The 22,229-nt window shown below is 71.4% G+C and carries 16 protein-coding genes and 2 pseudogenes; 12 read left to right on the top strand and 6 right to left on the bottom strand.

From position 1 onward, the window contains the following. Window positions 1-105: 105 nt before the first annotated feature. Both ACWC5O_RS25810 and ACWC5O_RS25815 read left to right on the top strand, forming a co-directional pair. Complete coding sequence (locus ACWC5O_RS25810) at window positions 106-969, top strand: phosphatidylinositol-specific phospholipase C/glycerophosphodiester phosphodiesterase family protein (RefSeq protein ID WP_450583672.1); 864 nt, start codon at window positions 106-108, stop codon at window positions 967-969. A 102-nt stretch (window positions 970-1,071) separates the two neighbouring features. Then, the gene (locus ACWC5O_RS25815; RefSeq protein ID WP_450583673.1) at window positions 1,072-1,266 is read left to right on the top strand and encodes a hypothetical protein; all 195 of its coding nucleotides are present in this window, start codon (window positions 1,072-1,074) and stop codon (window positions 1,264-1,266) included. A gap of 12 nt (window positions 1,267-1,278) precedes the next feature. Here the strand turns inward: ACWC5O_RS25815 and ACWC5O_RS25820 are convergent, their stop codons facing one another. The 3 genes from ACWC5O_RS25820 to ACWC5O_RS25830 form a co-directional block, all read right to left on the bottom strand. Continuing rightward, a complete protein-coding gene (locus tag ACWC5O_RS25820) occupies window positions 1,279-2,445 on the bottom strand; it encodes a phosphodiester glycosidase family protein (protein WP_450583710.1) in 1,167 nt (388 codons plus the stop codon). Window positions 2,446-2,589: 144 nt separating this feature from the next. Next, window positions 2,590-2,949, bottom strand: a complete 360-nt coding sequence (locus ACWC5O_RS25825; RefSeq protein WP_450583674.1) for a DUF779 domain-containing protein — start codon at window positions 2,947-2,949, stop codon at window positions 2,590-2,592. Window positions 2,950-3,002: 53 nt separating this feature from the next. Further along, window positions 3,003-3,629 (bottom strand): hypothetical protein, encoded by a 627-nt coding sequence (locus ACWC5O_RS25830; RefSeq protein WP_450583676.1) that lies wholly within the window; start codon window positions 3,627-3,629, stop codon window positions 3,003-3,005. A gap of 186 nt (window positions 3,630-3,815) precedes the next feature. Between ACWC5O_RS25830 and ACWC5O_RS25835 the strand changes: the two are divergent. Beyond that, window positions 3,816-4,224, top strand: a pseudogene (locus ACWC5O_RS25835) (amidohydrolase family protein); the annotation flags it as partial. Window positions 4,225-4,229: 5 nt separating this feature from the next. Here the strand turns inward: ACWC5O_RS25835 and ACWC5O_RS25840 are convergent. Next, a complete protein-coding gene (locus tag ACWC5O_RS25840; protein WP_450583678.1) occupies window positions 4,230-6,200 on the bottom strand; it encodes an N-acetylmuramoyl-L-alanine amidase in 1,971 nt (656 codons plus the stop codon). Between the two features lie 215 nt (window positions 6,201-6,415). Continuing rightward, entirely contained in the window at window positions 6,416-7,969 is a 1,554-nt protein-coding gene (locus ACWC5O_RS25845) for a M1 family metallopeptidase (protein ID WP_450583680.1), read from the bottom strand. Window positions 7,970-8,339: 370 nt separating this feature from the next. Between ACWC5O_RS25845 and ACWC5O_RS25850 the strand changes: the two genes are divergently transcribed. The 8 genes from ACWC5O_RS25850 to ACWC5O_RS25885 all read left to right on the top strand — a co-directional run bounded on the left by ACWC5O_RS25850 (window position 8,340) and on the right by ACWC5O_RS25885 (window position 18,775). Next, window positions 8,340-9,812: a Y4yA family PLP-dependent enzyme gene (locus ACWC5O_RS25850; RefSeq protein WP_450583681.1), complete on the top strand. Its 1,473-nt coding sequence runs from the start codon at window positions 8,340-8,342 to the stop codon at window positions 9,810-9,812. Next, complete coding sequence (locus ACWC5O_RS25855) at window positions 9,809-11,137, top strand: pyridoxal-phosphate dependent enzyme (protein ID WP_450583682.1); 1,329 nt, start codon at window positions 9,809-9,811, stop codon at window positions 11,135-11,137. The genes ACWC5O_RS25850 and ACWC5O_RS25855 overlap by 4 nt, the downstream gene beginning before the upstream one ends. Next, window positions 11,134-12,339 (top strand): aminotransferase class V-fold PLP-dependent enzyme, encoded by a 1,206-nt coding sequence (locus ACWC5O_RS25860; RefSeq protein ID WP_450583684.1) that lies wholly within the window; start codon window positions 11,134-11,136, stop codon window positions 12,337-12,339. Before ACWC5O_RS25855 ends, ACWC5O_RS25860 begins: the two co-directional genes overlap by 4 nt. A gap of 89 nt (window positions 12,340-12,428) precedes the next feature. Beyond that, window positions 12,429-13,193, top strand: a complete 765-nt coding sequence (locus ACWC5O_RS25865) for a class I SAM-dependent methyltransferase (protein ID WP_450583686.1) — start codon at window positions 12,429-12,431, stop codon at window positions 13,191-13,193. A 53-nt stretch (window positions 13,194-13,246) separates the two neighbouring features. Beyond that, a complete protein-coding gene (locus tag ACWC5O_RS25870) occupies window positions 13,247-14,206 on the top strand; it encodes an SDR family NAD(P)-dependent oxidoreductase (protein ID WP_450583688.1) in 960 nt (319 codons plus the stop codon). A gap of 210 nt (window positions 14,207-14,416) precedes the next feature. Continuing rightward, window positions 14,417-16,801 (top strand): ATP-binding cassette domain-containing protein, encoded by a 2,385-nt coding sequence (locus ACWC5O_RS25875; protein ID WP_450583690.1) that lies wholly within the window; start codon window positions 14,417-14,419, stop codon window positions 16,799-16,801. A gap of 224 nt (window positions 16,802-17,025) precedes the next feature. Further along, complete coding sequence (locus ACWC5O_RS25880; protein WP_450583692.1) at window positions 17,026-17,373, top strand: DUF3556 domain-containing protein; 348 nt, start codon at window positions 17,026-17,028, stop codon at window positions 17,371-17,373. After that, window positions 17,366-18,775 carry a phytoene desaturase family protein gene (locus ACWC5O_RS25885; RefSeq protein ID WP_450583694.1) on the top strand — a complete coding sequence of 470 codons (1,410 nt, stop codon included), beginning with the start codon at window positions 17,366-17,368 and terminating at the stop codon, window positions 18,773-18,775. The genes ACWC5O_RS25880 and ACWC5O_RS25885 overlap by 8 nt, the downstream gene beginning before the upstream one ends. Before the next feature lie 176 nt (window positions 18,776-18,951). Here ACWC5O_RS25885 and ACWC5O_RS25890 read toward each other — a convergent pair. Then, a pseudogene (locus tag ACWC5O_RS25890) lies at window positions 18,952-19,263 on the bottom strand (IS701 family transposase); the annotation flags it as partial. A 444-nt stretch (window positions 19,264-19,707) separates the two neighbouring features. Here ACWC5O_RS25890 and ACWC5O_RS25895 point away from each other — a divergent pair. Next, window positions 19,708-22,229: non-ribosomal peptide synthetase (locus ACWC5O_RS25895; RefSeq protein ID WP_450781074.1), on the top strand; the 2,522-nt coding region annotated here is incomplete at its 3' end.

The raw sequence follows: 22,229 nt of genomic DNA on the forward strand, positions 1-22,229 counted from the left end.
TGAACAGAGGGCGGCATTCCGGCCAACTCCCTTTAGGCCAGGGTCATTTGAGTGGAGAGCGCACACTCTCCCCGGTCCCCTCCGGCCCCTCAAGGGAGGCAGCGCATGGCCCTCACCACCCGTCGCACAGCCCTCACCGCCCTCGGCGCCGCCCTCGCGGGCGCCGTCGCCCTGCCCGCCGGCCAGGCCTGGGCGGGGGGCGACCACCGTGGCCCGCGGCCGCTGTGGCACGCGCACGCCCACAATGACTACGAGCACCCGCGGCCCCTGTTCGACGCCCTCGACCACCGCTTCGGCAGCGTCGAGGCCGACGTCTTCCTCGTCGGCGACCAGCTGCTCATCGGTCACGACAGCTCCGAGCTGGACCCGACCCGCACCCTCGAATCCCTCTACCTCGACCCGCTCGCCGCCCGCGTCAAGGCCGAACAAGGCTCCGTGTACCGGGGTTGGCGGCAGCCGCTGCAACTCCTCATCGACATCAAGACCGAGGGCTCCTCGACGTACGTCGAGCTCGACCGGCACCTCCGGCGCTACCCGCACCTGTTCACCCGTTACGCGCACGGCCGCGTCCACCCCGGTCCGGTCACCGCCGTCATCTCCGGCGACCGTGCGGCCCGTGGCCCCATGGAGGCCCAGACCGGGCGCTGCGCCTTCTACGACGGCCGGCTCGCCGACCTCGGCAGCGCGGCCCCCGCCTCCTTCATCCCGCTGATCAGCGACAACTGGACGCTGAACTTCACCTGGCTGGGCGAGGGCCCCTTCCCGGACGCCGAGCGGCAGAAGCTGCGCGGCATCACCGGCGCCGCCCACGCGCGCGGGCAGCAGATCAGGTTCTGGGCTACCCCGGACGCGGCGGGTGCGGCCCGGGACGCCCTGTGGACGGAACTGCTCTCCGGCGGCGTCGACTACCTCAACACCGACGATCTCGTCGGCCTGGAGGCCTTCCTGGACGCACACCCGTCCGGGTAAGACCACACGATCGGAGGACATGTCAGCCGCCCGGACGAACCCCCCGCTACGCCACACTTGCGGCCGAACGCCGCTCATGGGGCGTGGCGGAGGAGGTTCCCGATGGCCGTTTCCATCTCAGTGGTGCTGCTGCTCCTGATCATCGTCGTGATCTTCATGCGCAATGGCGCCCTGAAGATCTCGCACGGCCTGGTCTGCATGCTGCTCGGCTTCTACCTGGCCAGCACCAGCATGGCGACCACCATCAACAGCGGGCTCACCACGACCGCCGACCTGGTGAGCAGCCTGCGGCCGTAGGCCCCGTCCCGGTCAGGACGAGAAGACCCCGATGCCGTTCGGGACCGGACGCTCGGCGCCGCCGCTCGGGTGGTTGCGGACCGTCACGCCGCTCGCGCCCGCGTCCCGGGTGACCATCTCGGACGAGCCGCCGCCGTCGAGGCTGAACGCGTCGGACGCGCCCAGCTCGTCCATGAGGTCGGCCTCTTCGGCGATGGTCATGCCCGTCCGGTAGGCCGCGGCTCCGTCCAGCGCGAGCATCAGCATCTTGTGCCCGTCGTCGGCGAAGCCCGCGACGGTGCGCACGGCCGAGGTGTTGTCGTCCAGGCCGGACAGCGGCCTGCCGTCACGCAGGACCGGGTAGCCGCCGATCGCGAACCTGTACGCGACCTCGGCCGTGGCCGCCACCAGGTCGTGCGTGACCGTCACCTCGTCGCCCACCGACAGCGTGCGCAGCTGCTGCGCACCCTCCTCACGGCCCACCAGGACCGTGGTGTCCGCGGGGATCGGTCCGCTGCCCGGGGTGCCGGACGCGGAGACCACCTCGCCGTCCCGCACCTTCACCTCGTAGGTGTCCTCGCTGCAGGCCGCCGCCCGGTCGGTGTCCGTGCCGCAGGTGGCACGCACCCGCGAGACGCTGCCCCACCGTGAGGTGAAGGCGCCGACGGAGTTCTGCTGCAGCGCGTACTGGTTGAGGCCCTTGAGCGGGAACTGCCCCTCCGGCGTGGTGACGGAACCGGAGAGGGAGAGGCGGTCCAGCCGGGCCCGCCCGTCGGTGCCCACGCCGAGGACGTCCGTCGTGGTCGTCCCGGGCGGCAGTGAGGGCCCGAACCGCTGGCCCTTCGGCACCGCCGCCTTGAGCACCTGCCCGTCGGCGATCGCCGGTCCCACGGTCGCGCCCGTCGCCTCCACGCCCGGGTGCTGGGTCTCGCTGATGTTGAAGAAGTCGCCGTTGACGCCGGCGACCGCGCCGGCCGAGTCGGCCAGCTCCGAGACGGTCGCGCGGGCCGCCACCGAGCCGGGGTACAACAGGTCCAGCCGGACATGAGGATTGTTCAGATCGATGGTGAGCAGGTGGGCGTGTGCCGTGCCCGCCGCCTCCTCGATGTCGAACTGCCGGTAGGTGACACCCGGCGCGACCCGCCTGCCCAGCGGCACGGCACCGGCCGGTGCCGCCCCCGCCAGGGCCGCACCGGCCAGTACACCGAACGCCGTGAGAACCGTGAGAACCGATCTGCCTGCCGCTGTCTGCCGCCGATCGTGCGCCACCGCGCCCCCTCATGTCTCGTCAACTGTCCCAGAACTCAGGGGAAGTGCAGCAGAAGGCGATGGCGCGCGGGGGAGCTAGGCGTCGACTACGCGAGAACGGGTGAGAAAACGCACCCCCTCGGGTGCCTCCAGCGAGAATCCGCTCCCCCGTCCGGGTACCACGTCGACGATCAGCCGGGTGTGGCTCCACACCTCGTACTGGCTCCTCGACATCCAGAAGGTCACGGGCTCCTGGACGCCCTCCACCGCCAGTTCCGCCAGCAGCACGTCCGAGTCGCCGGTCCGGAACTCGCCGTCCGGGTAGCACATGGGCGCGCTGCCGTCGCAGCAGCCGCCTGACTGGTGGAACATCAGCGGACCGTGCTCGGTCCGCAGCTTGCGCACCAGTTCGGCGGCCTGCGGGGTGAGTTCGACGCGGGGGACTTCCACTTCCATGGTCACCGTCCTGGAGAGCCGGGGCGTCGGAGGTGCTCCAGTTTCACGGTTTGTCAGCTGTGCGTCCAGCACACGTCCTTCGACGGGACCGTGGGTCGGCCGTGGCCGAGGACGTCGTCGGTCGGGCCCCACCCGGGCGTCGGCGGCTGCGGCCACCCCGGGGGAGAGGGCAGGGCTTCGGCCGGACCGTCGGCCACCAGGCCCGTGGCCGGAGTCCGCCCGCTGAGCCAGCCGAGCAGGAGGTGCCCGGGCCCGGCGATCGAGGGGCCCTCGGGAGCCGGGGACCAGTTGCGGCCCAGGTCGACCGCCTCGACGCGGGAGAGGGGATGTCCCTGGGTCTGCAGGGTGGCGAGGGTCTCGTCGAGCGCCCAGGACACGTACGACGTCGGCCGGTCGGCGGTGCCGTATCCCACGCCGAGGTCGAGTTGGTGGTGCTCCAGTTCCCGCTGACAGCGCAGGAGGGTGTACCAGGCGGGGTGCCGCCAGCCGGCGAGCGCCGCCACCAGGGTGTCCCACCTGGCCGCGGGCATCTCCCGGGCCTCCGCCACGACCAGGTCCAGGGCCAGCCGTGTCCGGTCGGCCAGCGCGTCGGCGGGCAGGGCGGCGGTCCGCTCGGCCGCCTCGGCCAGGGCGGCCAGGGCATCACCGTCTACCCGTTCCTGTGGTCCAAGGAGGCGCACGACGACCTCGCGGCCACGACCCGGCGGGCCGTGGCGATGCGCGAAGTCCTGGGTGTGGCGGCGGACTTCGCCCGGCAGCTGGGCCCGGCCGATCCGGGTTTCCTCGGCGAGGTCTGAGGCACCGCCGCCCGACTGCTCACCCCTGCCGGCGGACGGCGCGCGTCGACACCGCGTACACCCCCGAAGCCGCCAACGGCCCCACGGCGGTTCGCGCGGCTCGGTGTGGCCGGGTCCATGCAGCCCACCCACTGCTGCGAGTTCACCCGGGCCGACCACACCGACAACTGGTCACGCCGGCTCGGCGAGGAGCGGGCCGCGCGCGCGTTCCGCTGGTGTGATCTGTGGGCGGTCGGAGCCCGGGCCGTCCTCGGCTCCGACTGGCCCATCGCGCCGTACCCGCCGCTGCAGGTCATGGCCGGCGCCCGGCACCGCCGCCGACCTCTCCCCGCCCCCGCACGGGCCCGGCCAGGCCCTCACCGAACTCCAGGCGCTGCGAGGCATCACCGTCAACGCGGCGTGGGTCGCCGGGGAGGAGCACCGCGCCGGCCGGCCCACGCACCGGGCCGCCGACCTGTGGTCGACGGCCCGGGAACCTTCGGGTCAGCGTGGGGAAACAGCCGTCGCGTGTCGGGGCGGGCCCGCCGCCGCGGCCGCCGACTTCACCACGTCGACGTCACTCGCCCGGACATAGGCGAGCCGGTGGCCGAGCTGGATCTCGTAGTACTCCTCCTGGCCCTGCACCACCGTGGACGGGGAGTCGTCGGAGGAAGGTTTCTCCAGGTAGGAGCCGAGGACGCGGGACTGCGTCACATACCGTTGGCCCGCGCGGATGGTGTACGGGAGGGGCGACTCCTCGGGCTGCTCGTCCGTCCCCTCCGGATAGGCGTCCTCCTCCGGCAGGGCGCGGCCGAACACCTCGATCTCCTTCAGGCCCGCCTTCGGGGTCACCATCCTGCCACGCGCACCGACCGCCGTCGGGCGACCCTTCGGGTTCCTGAACCACGCCTTGTGACCCTGGAACCAGATCGCCGTCCAGTCGCCGCTCCGGTCGGCGACCGCGAAGGTCTGGCCCGCGGAGACCCGCGACCCCAGGTCGTTGACGTCCACGGTGGAGTCCTCGCCGTCGGGGTGCCGGCCCGGGTCCTGGATCAGCGGAGCGTTGTCGTTCGGATCGGTGTACAGGCGGACCGCGCTGGACCCGTGCGGCACACACTTCACACCGCTCTTGTCGCAGCCGGTGAACTGCGGCTTGTAGGAGGGGTAGTCCGGCAGGATCATCACGACGTCGCTGTCCGGCCCGGCCGTCGCCTTCAGCGGCGCGCCGAGCAGGTCGAAGTAGTGCCGCCAGTCCCAGAAGGGGCCCGGGTCGTCGTGCATCTCCGGGATGGAGTCCTCGGTCGGGGCCGGCACGTTGTCATGGCCGAAGATGTGCTGCCGGTCGAGCGGAACCCCGTACTTCTTCGCCAGGTACTTCACCAGGCGGGCCGAGGACCGGTACATCGTCTCCGTGTACCAGGCGTCGGGATGCCGCAGGAATCCCTCGTGCTCGATCCCGATCGAGCGGGCGTTCACGAACTGGCTGCCGGAGTGCCAGGCCGCGTCCTTGATCTTGACGTGCTGGGTGATGTGGCCGTCCCGGGAGCGGATGGAGTAGTGCCACGACGCCTCCTCCGGATCCTGGATCGTCTGCAGCATCGACGCCAGCGGCGCCTCGGTGTCGTGGATGACGATGTAGTCGATCCGCTGGTCCCTGGGCCGGTCGGCCAGCTGGTGGTTGCCGTACTGGTCGTCGTCGATCTCGACGTACGGCGCGCTGAGCCAGGAGCAGGACAGCTCGGGCGGGCAGTCGACCTCCTTCGGCCGCGGCGCGCCCGTGGTGGCGGCGCGGTGCGGGCGGACACGGGGGCTCGCGGCGAGGGTGACGCGCTGCCCCGCGTCGGTGGTGCGGTGCGCGCCCCGGCGGATCACGTCGAAGACGTCGTCCGCATAGGTCTCCGCCGAGGCCCGGTCGGCGGCGCCCGGGAAGTCGGCCACGGTCTCCCACCAGTCCGCCGGATCGGGGCTGAGCGGCTTGCCGAGCCGTCGCTGGGTCGCCGCGAGGAGGGCCGCGCCACCGCGTACGTTGGCCGCGTCGTCCGTCCGCAGCTCTTCGGCCGCGAGCCCGGTCAGGCGTGCGGCCTGTCGCAGGTCCGCCGCGGGGGTCGGCGTGCGCGGGGCGGGCGACCCCGCCGTTCCCGCTTGCGGCCGTCCCTTCTTGAGCTGCGGCGTCTGCTGGGGCTGGGGCGCGTCCACCAGGTGCATCGGACCGTAGCCGCCGACGACGCTCGGCGCGCCCTGGTGGGAGTCCCACCGCGACTGCAGGTAGGACACGCCCATGAGCACGCTCCGGGGGACGTGGTACTCGTTCGCGGCGGCCTTGTACTCGTCCTGCAGACGTTGGTCGGATGGAGTGACATCCCCCGAGCGGTCGATCAGTAACGGCACCAGAAGCGCCGCCGAAGCGGTCACACAGATGATCCGCCGGTGCCCGCGTACGGCACTGGAGACGCGGGGGGCGACGCGTTTTTTCATGAAGGTGCCTCCGACGAGGTTCAGCGTGGTGGCCAGGACAGATGCGACCAGGGCACAGTGGACTGCCTTTCCGGGCAATGGGGGTTGCCCTTCGCGTCACCCCTCGTACGTTTCCGTGCCTCGCGCGCCGCGTCGCGCCGAGCGTCACCGGCGTGGACCAGCCGTCGGGCACAGGCCACCCGGTCGGCGGCACCCTGCCCGTCCCGGGGGCGGGCTCAGCCCTCGACCGGGTCCACCTGCCAGTCGGGGTGCCCCGGCATGGGCGGGGTGTGCGGCCCGTACAGCCAAGACGTCAGAAAGGGCGTCAGATCCTCGCCGGCGACGCGGGACGCGAGCCTGACGAAGTCCACGGTGCCGGCGGTCCGGCCCCGGTACGTCGTCACCCAGGAGCGCTCGATCCGGTCGAAGGTGTCCTCGCCCACCTTCTCCCGCAGCGCGTAGAGCACCAGCGCCGAGCCGTCGTAGCGCATCTGCCGGAACAGGGTGGACGCGGTCGGTTCGGCGGGTGCGCCGTCGTCGTGCCGCCACTGGTCGTGCTGCTCGTAGGCGGCGCGCATCATGCCCTCCAGGTCGATGCCGCCGTGGGTGTCGGAGTAGAGAAGCTCGTAGAAACGGGCGTGTCCCTCGCTCAGCCACAGGTCGGACCACCGCCGGATCGCGACGCTGTCGCCGGTCCAGTGGTGGGCGAGCTCGTGCACCAGGTTGCGCTCGGCGCCGACCTGATCCCCCGACAGATCGGCGTTCGGCACGACGGACAGCGACTGGGTCTCCAGGGCCACCGGCAGGTCGGTGTTCCCGACCAGCACCCCGTAGCGGCGGAAGGGATAGGGGCCGAGCCGCTGTTCGAGCCAGGCCAGGTGCTCGGGGGTGAGCGCGCGGTACGCCTCGGTGTCCGTGACCAGGTCCTCGGGGACCACGTCCCGGACGGGCAGCCCGTGCGGGCCCTTGCCGTCCACGACGGAGAACCTCCCGATGGCCAGCTGGACCAGCTGGGCCGCGACCGGTTCCTCGGAGTCGTAGGTCCACCGGATCCGTCCGTCGGGCTGCCGCACGTGCCCGACGAGCCGGCCGTTGGCCACCGCGGTCAGCCCCGGCGGGGTGGTGATCCGGAAGGTGAACGGCGCCCGCACGCTGGGGTGGTCGTCGGCCGGGAAGACCATCCTGGCGCCGTCGGGCTGGAGCGACAGCAGGGTGCCGTCGGCCGTGGGGACCCAGCCGTAGTCCTGGATCGCGTCGTCGCGGTGGCGTCGCTGCGTAGGGTCTGCGGTGTAGGCGACCCGGACGGTGAACGCACCCCCGCGGGCGATCGGCTTCGCCGGGGTGACGACCAGCTCGTCGCCGTCGCGCACGGCCTTCGCCGGGGTGCCGTCGACGGTGACCGTGTGCAGCGTGTTGCCCGCGAAGTCGAGGTCGAAGCGGGACAGGGCCTGCGTGGCGGTGGCACGGACGGTGGTAGTCGCCGCGAAGGGCGTGCGGGGTGCGCGCCAGTCGAAGTCGAGGGTGTAGCGGCGGACCGTGTAGCCGCCGTTGCCGTCGAGCGGCACGAGCGGGTCGCCGAGTCCGCGGGCGCCGGGGGAAGGAGCCTCACCGGGGGAGCCGGGGGAGGCGCCGGGGGCGGGGTGCCCGGCGCGGTCCGGCGCGCGGTCCTCCCCGTCGGGGAGGACGACGGTGAGGACGGCGGCCCCCGCGATGCCGACGGCACCGGCCAGGGCAAGGGCCGCACGGCGGGTACGGATGCCGTGTCGGCTGCCGGCAGTCGTGAAGTCCATGGCGGCACTATGTCAGCAAGAGATCATTAATGCGATATGTCTACTAATCCCGGCATAGGCATCTATCACCCCGTAAAGATCACATCAAGGTGTGGCCATCCCCTCCGAGTGGACCGTGCGGCCGCGCCGCGGCCGCGATCGTGGAGGTCCGCGAGCCCCACCCGCTGCGGGCGGCGTCGCCGGTCAGCGGTACCCGCACGTGGGGGGCTCCCAGGGTCGGGCTCCGGCGAAAACCTGCCGACTTGCTCCCACTGGAGGAGGTACGGGGCGTAAACCGAACGGATGGGGGAAGAGGGTCATACGGCAAACCGCGGGGAGTGGTCGGCCGTGCCCGGGATGCCGGGCCCGGGTACGGGGGGAGGGACCAGGTATGGGCGGGCAGCCCCTGTTTCTCCATCCGCGGCTGGAGCCGCGGCTGCGCTCGCTGACGGAGTCCGGCGAGTTGCTGCACACGCTCGTGGACGCGCTCGGGTCGCCGCTGCACGCGGTCGTTCCCGACCAGATCGCCGCGAATCTGGAGCGGTTCCGAGCGGTGTACCGCCGGCATCACCTCTGCGGCCAGGTCTTCTTCGCCCACAAGGCCAACCGGTCCAGCGCCCTGCTGAGGCGGCTGGCCGCCACCGACGCGGGCGTGGACGTCGCGTCGCTGGGCGAGCTGCAGCACGCGCTCGGCGCCGGATTCACTCCCGACCGCATCACGGCCACCGGACCGAAGAACAGGGAGTTCCTCTGGCTGGCCGCGCGTACGTCGGTCACCGTCAGCGTGGACGGCCGCGACGAGCTTGAGCAGCTCGCCGCTCTCGTACGCAAGCACGCCCTGCCCCGGGCCCGCGTCCTGCTGCGGCTGTCGGGGTTCGAGACCGCCGGGGTGCGGGTGCTGAGCCGGCGCAGCCGATTCGGTTCACCCGTGCGGGAGTTGGAGCCGCTGCTGGAGGCGGTCGAGCGGCACCGTGACGTCCTCGACCCGGCGGGTGTGGCGTACCACCTGGACACCACCAGCCTCGACGAGAAGGCGACGGCGCTCGAAGGCTGCCTGCGCGTGCTGGAGGAGTGCCGGGAGCGGGGACTGCGGCCGTCGGCCGTGGACATCGGCGGCGGATTCGGCGTCAACCACCTTGCCGACCGCGAGCAGTGGGAGCGGTACACGACCGAGCTCACCGCCGCCGTCCTCGGCACCCGATCACCCCTGACCTGGGGCGGGCACGGCTACGGGCTGCGCAACGAGGCCGGCACCCTGCGCGGCGCGCTCGGCCTCTACCCCGCGTACCGGCCGGTCGCCGGGGCGCGGTACCTCGACGAGCTCCTCGCGCACCCCGCCGCGTCGTTCGACGGCCGCCCCCTGGCCGACCTGCTGCTGGAGCACCTCTACGACCTGCACACCGAACCCGGGCGGGCGCTGCTCGACCTGTGCGGGCTGACGCTCGCGAGGGTGCTGGAGGTCCGCGCCCAGGAGACCGGCGGCGAGCTTCTCGTACGGCTGGAGGCGAAGTCCGACGACATCGCCCTGGAGGAGCACGGGGTCCTCGTCGACCCCCTGGTCCTCCCACGGGACCCGGCACGCACCGGCCCCGCCGCGGAGCCGGTCGCCGTCCATCTCTTCGGCAGTCTGTGCCTGGAGGCCGACCTGATCACCCGGCGGACGGTGTTCCTGCCCCGCCGCCCCGAACCGGGCGACCTGATGGCGTTCGTGAACACCGCCGGCTACTGCATGGACTTCCACGCCACCCGCGCCCAGCACCAGCCGGCCGCCCGCAAGGTCGCCGCCTGGCAGGACGGCGGCTCGTGGCGCTGGTGCCTGGACGATCAGTACTGGCCGACCACCTCCGTGGGAGGAGCGCAGTGAGGTACGACAGCATCACCGAGGCCATCGGCAACACTCCGCTCGTGCGCATCGACCCGGCCGTACACGGTCTGACCCACATCGACCTGTACGCCAAGCTGGAACTGCTCAACCCGTTCGGATCGGTCAAGGACCGGGCCGCCTGGAACATGGCGCGCCCCGACCTCCAGGCCGCGGCCGCGGACGGCAGGCAGGTCGTGGAGCTGTCCAGCGGCAACACCGCCAAGGCGCTGGCCGTTCTCGCGGGGATGCACGGCCTGACCTTCAAGAGCGTCACCAACCGGATGCGCATCCCGGAGATCAAGGACCTCCTGCTGCTGCTCGGCGCCGAGATCGAGGAACTTCCGGGCCAGAGCGAATGCCTGGACCCGACCGCCACCGACGACCCTCTCACCCTCTTCCACCGGACGCTGTCCGAACCCGGCGGCGCCTTCCTGCACACCGACCAGTACTTCAACCCGCGCAACACCGAGGCCCACCTCACCGGCACCGGCCCGGAGATCGTCAAGGACCTGGACGGCCGGGCCCCGGACTGGTTCGTCGCCTGCGTGGGCACGGCCGGTTCCTCCACCGGCGTCGCCCGCGCGCTGCGCGAACACGACCCCGCCGTACGGGTCGTCGGACTGGTCGCGGACAAGTCCGACTTCATCCCCGGCATCCGCACCATCGACGAGGCGCGCGAGGTCGGGCTGTTCGACCCTTGCACCTACGACACGATCGAGGCGGTGAGCGCCGACGACGCGATCGAGGGCATGCTGATCCTGAACCGCCGGTGCGGCATCCTGGCCGGCCCCACCGGGGGAGCCGCCTACTTCGGCGCCCTCCGCCGACTGCGGGCCGCCGACAGCGAACTGACACAGCGGCAGTCGGCCGTCTTCATCGTCTGCGACCGCGTCGAGAGCTACCTGAGCTACGTCCGCCGGCGGCGCCCTGACCTGTTCGGCCGCCCCAGCCGCAGGAACTCACCGGCCGACGTGTCCGAGACCGAGATGCGCGAGGCTCCGGCCGTCGGCATCGCCGAGGCCCGGGCATGGATCGCCGCCGGCCGGCCGCTCGTGGTCGACCTGCGCAGCCCCTCCGCGTACGCCGCCCTGCACATCGACGGCTCGGTCAACATCGTCGACGAGCTGTTCGAGGAACTGGTCCATGGCGGCCTGCCCTTCAGCCGCAACCGCCCGGTGCTGCTCGCCTGCCCGGTCGGTGAGAAGTCCGCCCGCTACGCCGCGCTGCTCACCCGTATGGGGCACCCGGACGTCCGCAGCCTGACCGGCGGCATCATCGCCTGGCGCGACGCCGGCGCACCCCTGGTACGGGACCGAGCGGCATGACGGCACCCAGGATCCGTGCTCAAGAACCGTCTGACATCGCGGAGTTGAGCGCTCTGCGCGCCCAGTTCCCGATCATCACCGGGCACCCGGAGCTGGCCTACCTGGACAGCGCGGCCACCGCGCAGAAGCCGCAGGCCGTACTCGACGCGGTCCAGGCCTACCTCACCACGGCCAACGCCAACGCCGGGCGCGGCACCTACACCTGGGCCAACAGGACCACGGCCCTGGTCGAGGAGACCCGCGAGCGCGTCAAACGGTTCCTCGACGACCCGGACCCGGAGCGGTCCGCCGTGCACTTCACGAGCGGTACCACCGAGGGGCTGCGCGCGATCGCCCGAGACTGGCTTCCTCGACTCCTCGCCGACGGCGACGAGATCGTGGTCCCGGTCGCCGACCACGAGGCCAACATCTCACCCTGGCTGGAGGCCCGGGAGCAGCTGGCCGGCCGGGGCGTACGGGTCCGCGTCCTGCCGATGCCGTACCAGCAGGCATCCGGCGACTACGACCACACGGCGCTGACGTCCCTCGCCGGGCCGCGCACCCGATTCGTCGCCGTGACGCATGTCCACCACGTCTACGGCGGGAACATGAACATCCACCGCATCCGTGAGGCTGTGGGCCCGGCCGCCGTCATCTGCCTGGACGCCGCCCAGAGCGTCGGCCATCTGCCGGTGTCCGTCGCCGAGTTGGACGTCGACTTCGTCGTCTTCTCCGGTCACAAGGCCATGGCTCTGCCCGGCTCCGGGGCCGTCTGGGCACGCCAGGCACGCGGACCGGCGTTCGCCCCCGGCGGCTGGCCGGGTACGCCCAACACCGTCGGCATCGCCTCCCTGGCCGCGGCGCTGGACTGGCTGGAGGCCGCCGGGACCGACCGGATCGAACAATGGACGGTCGCCCTGGCGGCCCGGCTCACCGACCGGCTGCGTCACCTGGACGCCTACGAGATCCTCGGCTGCCGGACGAGCGTCGCCGCCGACTCACCCGTACAGCAGCGCCAGGGCATCGTCACCTTCCGGCACCGCGGCATCGACTCCGGCGACCTGGGGTTCATCCTCTTCAGCCACGGCTTCATGGTCCGCTCCGACAGCCACTGCCAGGGCAGTTCGGGGGAGAAGGCCGACTCGGTACGGGTGAGTCTGCACGTGTACAACAGCATGGAGGAGATCGACAGGTTGCTGTCGGTCCTTGCCACCCTAGGGTGATATCCGCACTCAACCAGGGAATGGAAACTGTTGTCACCTGTAGCCTCTGTGCAGGAATCAGGGGCGACACGGCAAGGTGGCACGACCGTATGGGGCTGAGTCTGGCAACGGCCGAGCGGTGGGTGGAACGGTGGGAGCGGCAGCAGGAGCGGTACGCCGTCGACCGTGAGGAGCGCTTCACGGTGATCGCCGACATGGTCGAGCACATCGCCGCGAGCGCCGCCCATCGGCCGCTGATCGTCGACCTCGGCTGCGGCCCCGGATCGCTGGCGGCCCGCCTGGCCCGGCGGCTGCCGGACGCGGACATCGTGGCGGTGGACCGGGACCCGCTCCTGCTGGAGCTGGCCCGCACCCATCACGCGGACGCGGCCCGCTACGTCGACACGGTCATCGGCGAGCCCGGCTGGACGGTGGCCCTCGGCCTCGACCGCCCGCTCGACGCGGCCGTGTCGACGACGGCCCTCCACTGCCTGACCCCGGAGACCCTGCGCCGCACCTACGGCCAACTGGCATCCCTCCTGCGCCCCGGCGGCATCCTCATCAACGGCGACCACCTCCCCCAGGACGACGCCGGACTCGCCGAGATCGCCGGACACATCGGACACCGCCGAGCCGAACGTCGCCGGGCCTTCACGCACGAAGACTGGTCCTCCTGGTGGACGGCGATCTCCGAGGACCCCGAAATGACCGACCTCTACGCCGAACACCAGGCCCGTCGCCCCCCGACGGGAACGGACAACGCCGCCCGGCTCACTCTGTCCGCGCACCTGCAACTCCTGCGGCAGGCGGGGTTCGGGCACGCCGGGCCCGTCTGGCAGTACGGCGACAGTCATGTGGTCGTGGCGATCCGCTGATCATCCTGGCTCCGCTTGACTTCGAGTGTGCTCCAATTCGTAGCGTTTCGGGCATGAGCACTGCACAGCACAAGATCGGTTCGGGTTTCGGGGCCGGGAGCACGGCCGACGACGTTCTCGAAGGCATCGATCTCAGCGGAAAGCTCGCGATCGTCACCGGTGGCTACTCGGGGCTCGGACTGGAGACCACCCGGGCGCTCACCAGGGCGGGGGCCGAGGTCGTCGTGCCGGCGCGTCGTCCGGGCAGCGCGCTGGAGGCGCTCGCGGGTCTGGACGGGGTCGAGGTGGACGAGCTCGACCTGGGTGACCTGGAGAGCGTACGGGCGTTCGCCGAGCGGTTCCTCGCCTCCGGACGCACCGTCGACTTCATGATCAACAGCGCCGGGATCATGGCCTGTCCGGAGACCCGGGTCGGACCCGGCTGGGAGGCGCAGTTCGCCACCAACCACCTCGGCCACTACGCCCTGGTCAACCGTCTCTGGCCGGCGATCGAACCCGGCGGTGCCCGCGTGGTCTCCGTCTCCTCCCGCGGCCACCACTTCTCCGGCATCCGCTGGGACGACGTCCACTGGCGCCAGGGCTACGACAAGTGGGAGGCCTACGGCCAGGCCAAGACCGCGAACGTCCTGTTCGCCGTCCACCTCGACAAGCTCGGCAGGGAGAAGGGGGTGCGCGCCTTCGCGCTCCACCCGGGCGGCATCATCACCCCGCTCCAGCGGCACCTGCCCAGGGCGGAGATGGTGGAGCGCGGCTGGATCGACGAGCAGGGCAACGTGCTCAACCCCGAGGGCTTCAAGACCCCGGAGCAGGGTGCGGCCACCCAGGTGTGGGCGGCGACCTCGCCCCAGCTGGAGGGCCTCGGCGGCGTCTACCTCGAGGACTGCGACATCGCCGAGCCCGCCCCCGAGGGCGAGCGCCAGGGCGTGAAGGCCTGGGCGACGGACCCCGAGCAGGCGGCCCGCCTGTGGGCGCTGTCGGCGGAGCTGACGGGCGTCGACGCGTTCGCGGTCTAGGTCCCTCACCGAGGCCCGCCTCGCGGTCGTCACCGGACCGGTCAGGAATGGAGAAGCGCCGGTCGCCGAGCCGCGGCTACCGTGGCCGCCACGGACGCCGTCCGACGTAGGAAAATCGGACGTTACGCTCGGTGCCGGTCGGATCGAGCCACGCGGCACCGGTGGAGAGCGTGACGGCGGGCCCGCCCGAGGGATGGAGAGACGAGAAGCATGGCCAAGAGGACGGACACGCAGTCGCCTGCGCCGCACGCTGCCGACAGCCACGAACTGATCCGCGTGCACGGCGCACGTGAGAACAACCTCAAGGACATCACCGTCGCGATCCCCAAGCGCCGGCTGACCGTCTTCACCGGCGTCTCCGGCTCGGGCAAGAGCTCCCTGGTGTTCGACACGATCGCCGCCGAGTCGCAGCGGCTGATCAACGAGACCTACAGCACCTTCGTGCAGGGCTTCATGCCCACGCTGGCACGCCCCGACGTCGACGTGCTGGAAGGGCTGACGACCGCGATCATCGTCGATCAGCAGCGGATGGGGTCCGACCCGCGCTCCACGGTCGGCACCGCCACCGACGCGGGCGCGATGCTGCGCATCCTCTTCAGCCGGCTCGGGCAGCCGCACATCGGGTCGTCCCGGGCGTTCTCCTTCAACATCCCCTCGATCAGCGGTGCGGGCGCGGTCACGGTCGAGCGCGGCGGCAAGACCGTCAAGGAGCGGCGCAGCTTCAGCATCACCGGCGGCATGTGCCCGCGCTGCGAGGGCCGGGGCACGGTCACCGACATCGACCTGACCCAGCTGTACGACGACAGCAAGTCGCTCAGCGAGGGCGCGCTGACGATCCCCGGCTACAGCATGGACGGCTGGTACGGCCGGATCTTCAAGGGATGCGGCTTCTTCGACCCGGACAAGCCGATCCGCAGGTTCACCAAGAAGGAGCTGCACGACCTCCTCCACAAGGAGCCGACCAAGATCAAGGTCGAGGGCGTCAACCTGACGTACGAGGGTCTGATCCCCAAGATCCAGAAGTCGATGGTGTCCAAGGACATCGACGCGCTGCAGCCGCACATCCGCGCGTTCGTCGAGCGGGCGATGACGTTCACCGTCTGCCCCGACTGCGACGGCACCCGGCTCAGCGAGGGGGCCCGGTCCTCGAAGATCAAGGGGATCAGCATCGCCGACGCCTGCACGATGCAGATCAGCGACCTGGCCACATGGGTCCGCAGTCTCGACGAACCGTCGGTCAAGCCGCTGCTCACGGCGCTGGGGGAGACCCTCGACTCGTTCGTGCGGATCGGCCTCGGCTACCTCTCGCTGGACCGGCCCTCGGGCACGCTGTCGGGCGGCGAGGCACAGCGCGTCAAGATGATCCGCCACCTCGGCTCGTCGCTCACCGACGTCACGTACGTCTTCGACGAGCCCACGACGGGCCTGCACCCCCATGACATCCAGCGGATGAACGACCTGCTGCTGAGCCTGCGGGACAAGGGCAACACCGTGCTCGTCGTGGAGCACAAGCCCGAGGTGATCGCGATCGCCGACCACGTCGTCGACCTCGGCCCCGGCGCCGGCGCGGCGGGCGGCACCGTCTGCTTCGAGGGCACCGTCGAGGGGCTGCGGGCCGGCGGCACCGTCACCGGCCGTCACTTCGACGACCGGGCCGCCGTCAAGGACACGGTGCGCAGGCCCACCGGAGCGCTGCAGATCCGCGGCGCGCGGACGAACAACCTGCGGGACGTCGACGTCGACATCCCGCTCGGGGTGCTGACCGTCGTCACCGGCGTCGCCGGCTCCGGCAAGAGCTCGCTCCTGCACGGGTCGATCCCCGCCGCCGAGGGTGTCGTGTCGGTCGACCAGGCCGCGATCCGCGGCTCGCGGCGCAGCAACCCGGCGACGTACACCGGACTGCTCGACCCGATCCGCAAGGCGTTCGCGAAGGTCAACGGCGTGAAGCCGGCGCTGTTCAGCGCCAACTCCGAGGGCGCCTGCCCCACCTGCAAGGGCGCCGGCGTCATCTACACCGACCTGGCGATCATGGCCGGCGTCGCCACCACCTGCGAGGAGTGCGAGGGCAGGCGGTTCGACGCATCGGTGCTCGAGTACCGGCTCGGCGACCGGGACATCAGCGAGGTGCTGGCGATGTCGGTGACCGAGGCCGGGGAGTTCTTCGCGGCCGGCGAGGCCCGTACGCCTGCGGCGCACCGCATCCTCGACCGGCTCGCCGACGTCGGCCTCGGCTACCTCACCCTCGGCCAGCAGCTGACGACCCTCTCCGGTGGCGAGCGGCAGCGGCTCAAGCTGGCCACCCGCATGGCCGAGAAGGGCGGTGTGTACGTCCTCGACGAGCCGACCACCGGCCTCCACCTCGCCGACGTCGAGCAGTTGCTCGGCCTGCTCGACCGCCTGGTCGACTCCGGCAAGTCGGTCATCGTCATCGAGCACCACCAGGCGGTCATGGCGCACGCCGACTGGATCATCGACCTCGGTCCCGGTGCCGGTCACGACGGCGGCCGGATCGTCTTCGAGGGCACCCCGGCCGACCTCGTCGCCGCCCGCTCCACCCTCACCGGCGAACACCTCGCGGCCTACGTCGGCGCCTGAGGGGGGACCAACAGGAGGACCGAAGAAACGCGCTACGAACCGGGCCCATAGGCGCGTTTCACGACGTCGTACGCGGCGCTTGTGCACGGCGCGCAAGCCGACCACCAGACCGCGCGGTGCCGGGGCGCACGTATCGGTCATGCTGCACAAGGCGCTGGCCTGGGGGTCCCGGCGCAGCCACGGACGCGCCCTCAACGGCCTGCTTGCCCCGTGCCCTCGACGACGTGGACGCCTACGATGTCCGCGACGGAGAGACCGTGGCCGGCGCCGTCCTGGGGTGGGACTGCGGCGACGGCCATCTGCAACACGAGCAGCTGCTGCGCGCGGTCCAGGAGCGCTGCCACTACGAACCGGGCGAGCTGCGTGTGATCGTTCTCGAGTCCCAGCCGATGCAGCGGCAGTGCCAGCACTACCGCATCGTGGACGCGGCCACAGGGCCGATCGAGGAGGGCTGTGTGACCGTCGCCGACATGGTGGCCCGCCGGCCCTGGCTGGCCGAGGACGCCCCGGCCATCCCCGTACGGCGGCACTGCGCGCCGGCGACCCCCGCACCGGCGGCGGCCCATGAGTGAGGCGATCGTGGTGGGGGCCGGGCCGAACGGGCTGGCCGCCGCCGTCACCCTGGCCCTGCACGGGCTGCGGGTCACGGTCCTGGAGGCCGCCGACGAGATCGGCGGCGGCACCCGCAGCGGCGAGGCCATCGTGCCCGGACTGCTGCACGACCACTGCTCCGCGGTGCATCCCATGGCGGTGGGGTCGCCGTTCCTGCGCGAGCTGGACCTGGGCCGGTACGGCCTTCAGTGGCGGCTGCCGGACGTCGACTGCGCGCATCCGCTCGACGGCGGAACGGCCGGCGTCCTGTACCGCTCCGTCAGCGACACCGCGGCCGCGCTGGGCCGGGACGGGGCGCGATGGCGGCGGTTGTTCGACGGACCCGCCGCCGCCTTCGACACCCTGGCGGAGGACGTCATGGGTCCGCTGCTCCGGGTGCCGCGTCACCCGGTCCGGCTCGCCCGGTTCGGGCTCCCGGCCCTGCTGCCCGCCGCGGCAGTGGCGCGCCTGTTCGCCACGGAGGAGGCCAGGGCACTGTTCGGCGGAGTGGCGGCCCACGCCTTCCAGCCGCTGCACCACCCGATGAGTTCCAGCATCGGCCTCGGCATCCTGACCGCCGGGCACCGGCACGGCTGGGCGGTCGCGGCGGGCGGCTCGCGCGCCATCACCGACGCCCTCGCGGCCCTGCTCGCCGATCTCGGCGGCAAGATCGAGACGGGGGTGCGGGTCCGGTCGGCCGCGGACCTTCCGCCCGCGGACGTGACCATGTTCGATCTCGCGCCCGGGGCGGTCGCCGACATCCTCGGCGACCGGCTGCCGCCGCGCGTCGCCCGCGCCTACCGGCGGTTCCGGCACGGACCGGGCGCCTTCAAGGTGGACTTCGCGGTCCACGGCGGTGTGCCCTGGTCCGCCCTGCCGGCGCGCCGGGCGGGCACCGTGCACGTCGGCGGCCCGTTCTCCGAAGTGGCCTTCACGGAACGGGAGATCAGTGCCGGACGGATGCCCGAGCGTCCGTTCGTCCTGGTCGGCCAGCAGTACCTGGCAGACCCGCAGCGCTCCGTCGGCGACGTGCACCCGGTCTGGACCTACGCGCATGTGCCGCACGGCTACGACGGCGACGCCACCGAGGCGATCATCGCCCAGATCGAGCGGTTCGCCCCCGGGTTCCGGGACCGCGTGATCGGCATGAGCACACGCCCCACCTCCGCCTTCCCCGCCCACAACCCGAACTACGTCGGCGGCGACATCCTCACCGGCGCCAAGAACATCCCCCAACTCCTCCTCGGCCCCCGCCTCGGCCTCGATCCGTACGCCACCGGGCTCCCCGGTCACTACCTCTGCTCGGCGGCGACCCCGCCGGGCCCCGGGGCGCACGGGATGTGCGGCCACCACGCCGCCCGGGCCGCGCTGGAAGCGCTGTGACCGACGACCCCGCCGTGCTCGTCGGCCGCGCCCTCGTTCCGCCGCGGGCCACGACGGAGGTGCGTGTTCCCGTCATCGCGCCTGGGCACTGAGGACCTCTCGTCGTCATCGGGGCGGGAGAAGGTGCCGGTTCGCGGCCACGGGGATCGTCGACGACCGTTCGCTCGTCGGAACCTCTCGTTGCAGGTGAGCGGGATCAGCTTGTCCCGGGCGGGCTGGCGGGTGTGTTCGTCGGCGCGGACGACGGCGAGGAAGGCGTGCGCGAGAATCGCGAGGGTTACCCAGCGAGACCAGGATGCGTAATGGCGGACCTGGTGCTCGGCCAGTCCGGCCAGGCCCTTTCCGGACTGGAACGTCTCCTCCACTCGCCACCTTGATCCAGCGACCCGGACCAGGGTCGCCAGTGGCACTGGTTGAGGCGAGTAGCAACGGTGGTAGGCGAGTTCGCCGGTGGTGCGGTTTCGGCGGATCAGCAGGTGGCGGTGGCCGGAAGCAGTGGTAAGTCGTCCGGCCGCCAGGACCACGATCTACCGCTGGAGTATTTTCCGCGTGGCTCTTGATCGTCGGCCAGGCCACACTGTGAGGCTCGTTGGCGAGCTCCGACTTCCTCGCATTCTCGAGGTCCGCGTACGGATCGGTGCGCTTCGGGTGACCCAACGGCACACTCGACGAAATAGACGCGGTAAGTGAGGAACCGCCGGCGCGCTTCGTCCGAGGGCCGGAGCATTTCACTCCCATGGGCACGGTCGTCCCGTCACGGGGTGTGGAGCTCTGGTCAGACCCTCCGGCTTCCGCGGTGCAGTCTCTGACCGACTTCTTTCACCTCGGTGGCCAATCCCCCGAGTCGGCCTAACGATTGGTCCGATGAGTGCCCCGTTGATCTGGACACCGCGTTTGCAGTTGCGCAGAGTGATCGAAAGGTGAACGAGGAAATGATTCCCCTGTCGTACGCGCAGCGCCGCATCTGGTTCATCAACCGCTTCGAGGGCCCGTCCTCGACCTACAACATCCCGCTGCTTCTGCGGTTCCACGGCGCGCTGGACACGGCCGCGTTACGCGCGGCGTTCCAGGACGTGATGGCGCGTCACGAGGTCCTTCGGACGGTCTTCGGCGAACTGGACGGCGAGCCGTTCCAGCGCGTCCTCGACCCGGCCGAGGTCGTGCTGCCCTGGAAGGACTGGGGGCGGGTGGCTCCTGACCGGGTGCCCGGTGTCATCTCCTCGGTCACGAGCGGCTGGTTCGACCTGTCGGCCGACGTACCGCTGCGGGGAAGCCTCGTCCAGAGCGGTGACGAAGAGTTCCTGCTGGTGCTGGTGATCCATCACATCGCCGGTGACGGTGCCTCGTTGGCGCCGTTGACGCGGGACGTGTCCGTGGCGTACCGCGCGCGGGTGGCCGGCCGTGAGCCGGAATGGACGGAACTGCCGGTGCAGTACGCGGACTACACGTTGTGGCAGCGGGAGGAACTGGGAGATCTGGCGGACCCGGAAAGCCTCCTGTCGGTCCAGGCGGCGTACTGGCGTGAGGAACTGGCCGGGGTGTCGAAGCCGCTGCCGCTGCCGCTGGACCGGCCCCGCCCCGAGGTGGCGAGCCACCGGGGAGGATCGGTCGAGATCGGCCTCTCGACCGAGACGCGGACGCGGGTCGAGGCGATGGCCCGCGCCCACGGCGCGACGGTGTCGATGGTGTTCCAGGCCGCGCTGACCGTGTTGCTGCACCGGATGGGCAGCGGCGACGACGTGACGGTCGGATCCCCGATCGCGGGCCGCACCGACGAGGCGCTCGACGACCTGATCGGATTCTTCGTCAACTCGTGGGTGCTGCGGGTCCGGTTGTCTGCGGAGTCGTCGTTCGAGCGGGTGCTGGAACAGGTGCGGCAGAAGGCGCTCGCGGCGTACGAGAACCAGGACGTCCCGTTCGAAAGACTGCTCGAGTTGCTGCGGCCGGAACGTTCGGCCGCGCACCACCCGCTGTTCCAGGTGGTGCTCGCGTGGCAGAACAATGTGCCGCCGGAACTGGACATGCCCGGCCTGACGGTGTCGATGGAGCCCATCCCGACCGGCACCGCGAAGTTCGACCTGTTCTTCAACCTGGCCCCGGACGAGTCCGACGGGTCGGTGATGGGGGAGATCGAGTACGCCACCGACCTCTTCGACCGCTCGACGGTCGAGCAGATCGCGGCGCGGTTCGTACGCGTGGTGGAGCAGGTGGCCGCCGACCCCGGGATCACCGTCGGCGCCGTCGACGTGCCGTCCCTCGGCGAGCGGGAGCACGGCACCACGGCCGCAGCGCACGAGGCCGCGGGCCGGCCGCTGGACGCGGACGAGCGCCACAAGATCCTCGTGGAGTGGAACGACACGGCCCGGGACTTCCCCTGTCCGGGCCCGGTTCACCTGCTCTTCGAGGAGCAGGCCCGGCTACGGCCGGACGCGATCGCGCTGCGCTGGGCCGGCGGGACCATGACCTACGGCGAGCTGAACCAGCGGGCGAACCGTATCGCCTGGGACCTCAAGGAGCGCGGCGTCGGACCGCAGACCGTCGTCGGGGTCGGCATCCGCCGCGGCCCGGTCATGATCGCCGCGGTGTTCGGTGTGCTCAAGGCCGGCGGCGCCTACCTGCCCCTGGAACCGTCGTTGCCGGCCGAGCGCGTCGCCGGCATGCTCGCCGACGCCGGAGCGACCACGGTGGTGTCCACCTCCGACACCGAACGCTGGACGGTCCCGGACGGCGTCCAGGTCATCGAGGTGGACGAGGCCCGCGCGGCGCAGGCCGCACTCCCCGATCCGGAACCGGTCGCCGGGCCGGACGACACCGCGTACATCGTCTTCACCTCCGGCAGCACCGGAAAGCCCAAGGGTGTCGAGGTCACCCATCGCCCCGTGCACAACCTGCTCAACTGGTGTTACCGCACCTTCGACTTCGGCCCCGACGACGTCGGGCTGTGCGTGACTTCGCTCGGCTTCGACCTCTCCGTCTTCGACATCTTCGGTCTCCTGGGCTGCGGCGGGGGTCTCTACATCGCGGACGCCACCCAGCAGCGCGACCCCCAGCTCCTGCTCGACCTGCTGCTCACCGAGCCGATCACCTTCTGGGACTCGGTGCCCACCACCCTCAACCAGGTGGCCTCCCTGCTCTCCGGGAACGCCGGGTACCAGGGAACCGACGACCTCCGTTTGGTGTTCCTCTCCGGTGACTACACGCCGTTGTCGTTGCCGGACGAGGTCCGCGGGGTGTTCGGGAACGCGGAGATCATCAGTCTTGGCGGGGCGACCGAGGCGACGGTGTGGTCGAACTACTTCCGGGTCCGTGAGATCGACCCGGACTGGCGCAGCATTCCTTACGGCCGTCCCATCGACAACGCGCGCTATTACGTGCTCGACGGGGACATGGAGCCGTGTCCGGTGGGGGTCGAGGGTGATCTGTACATCGGCGGCGACTGCCTCTGTGTCGGCTA

It is taken from the genome of Streptomyces sp. NPDC001450 (assembly GCF_053597295.1).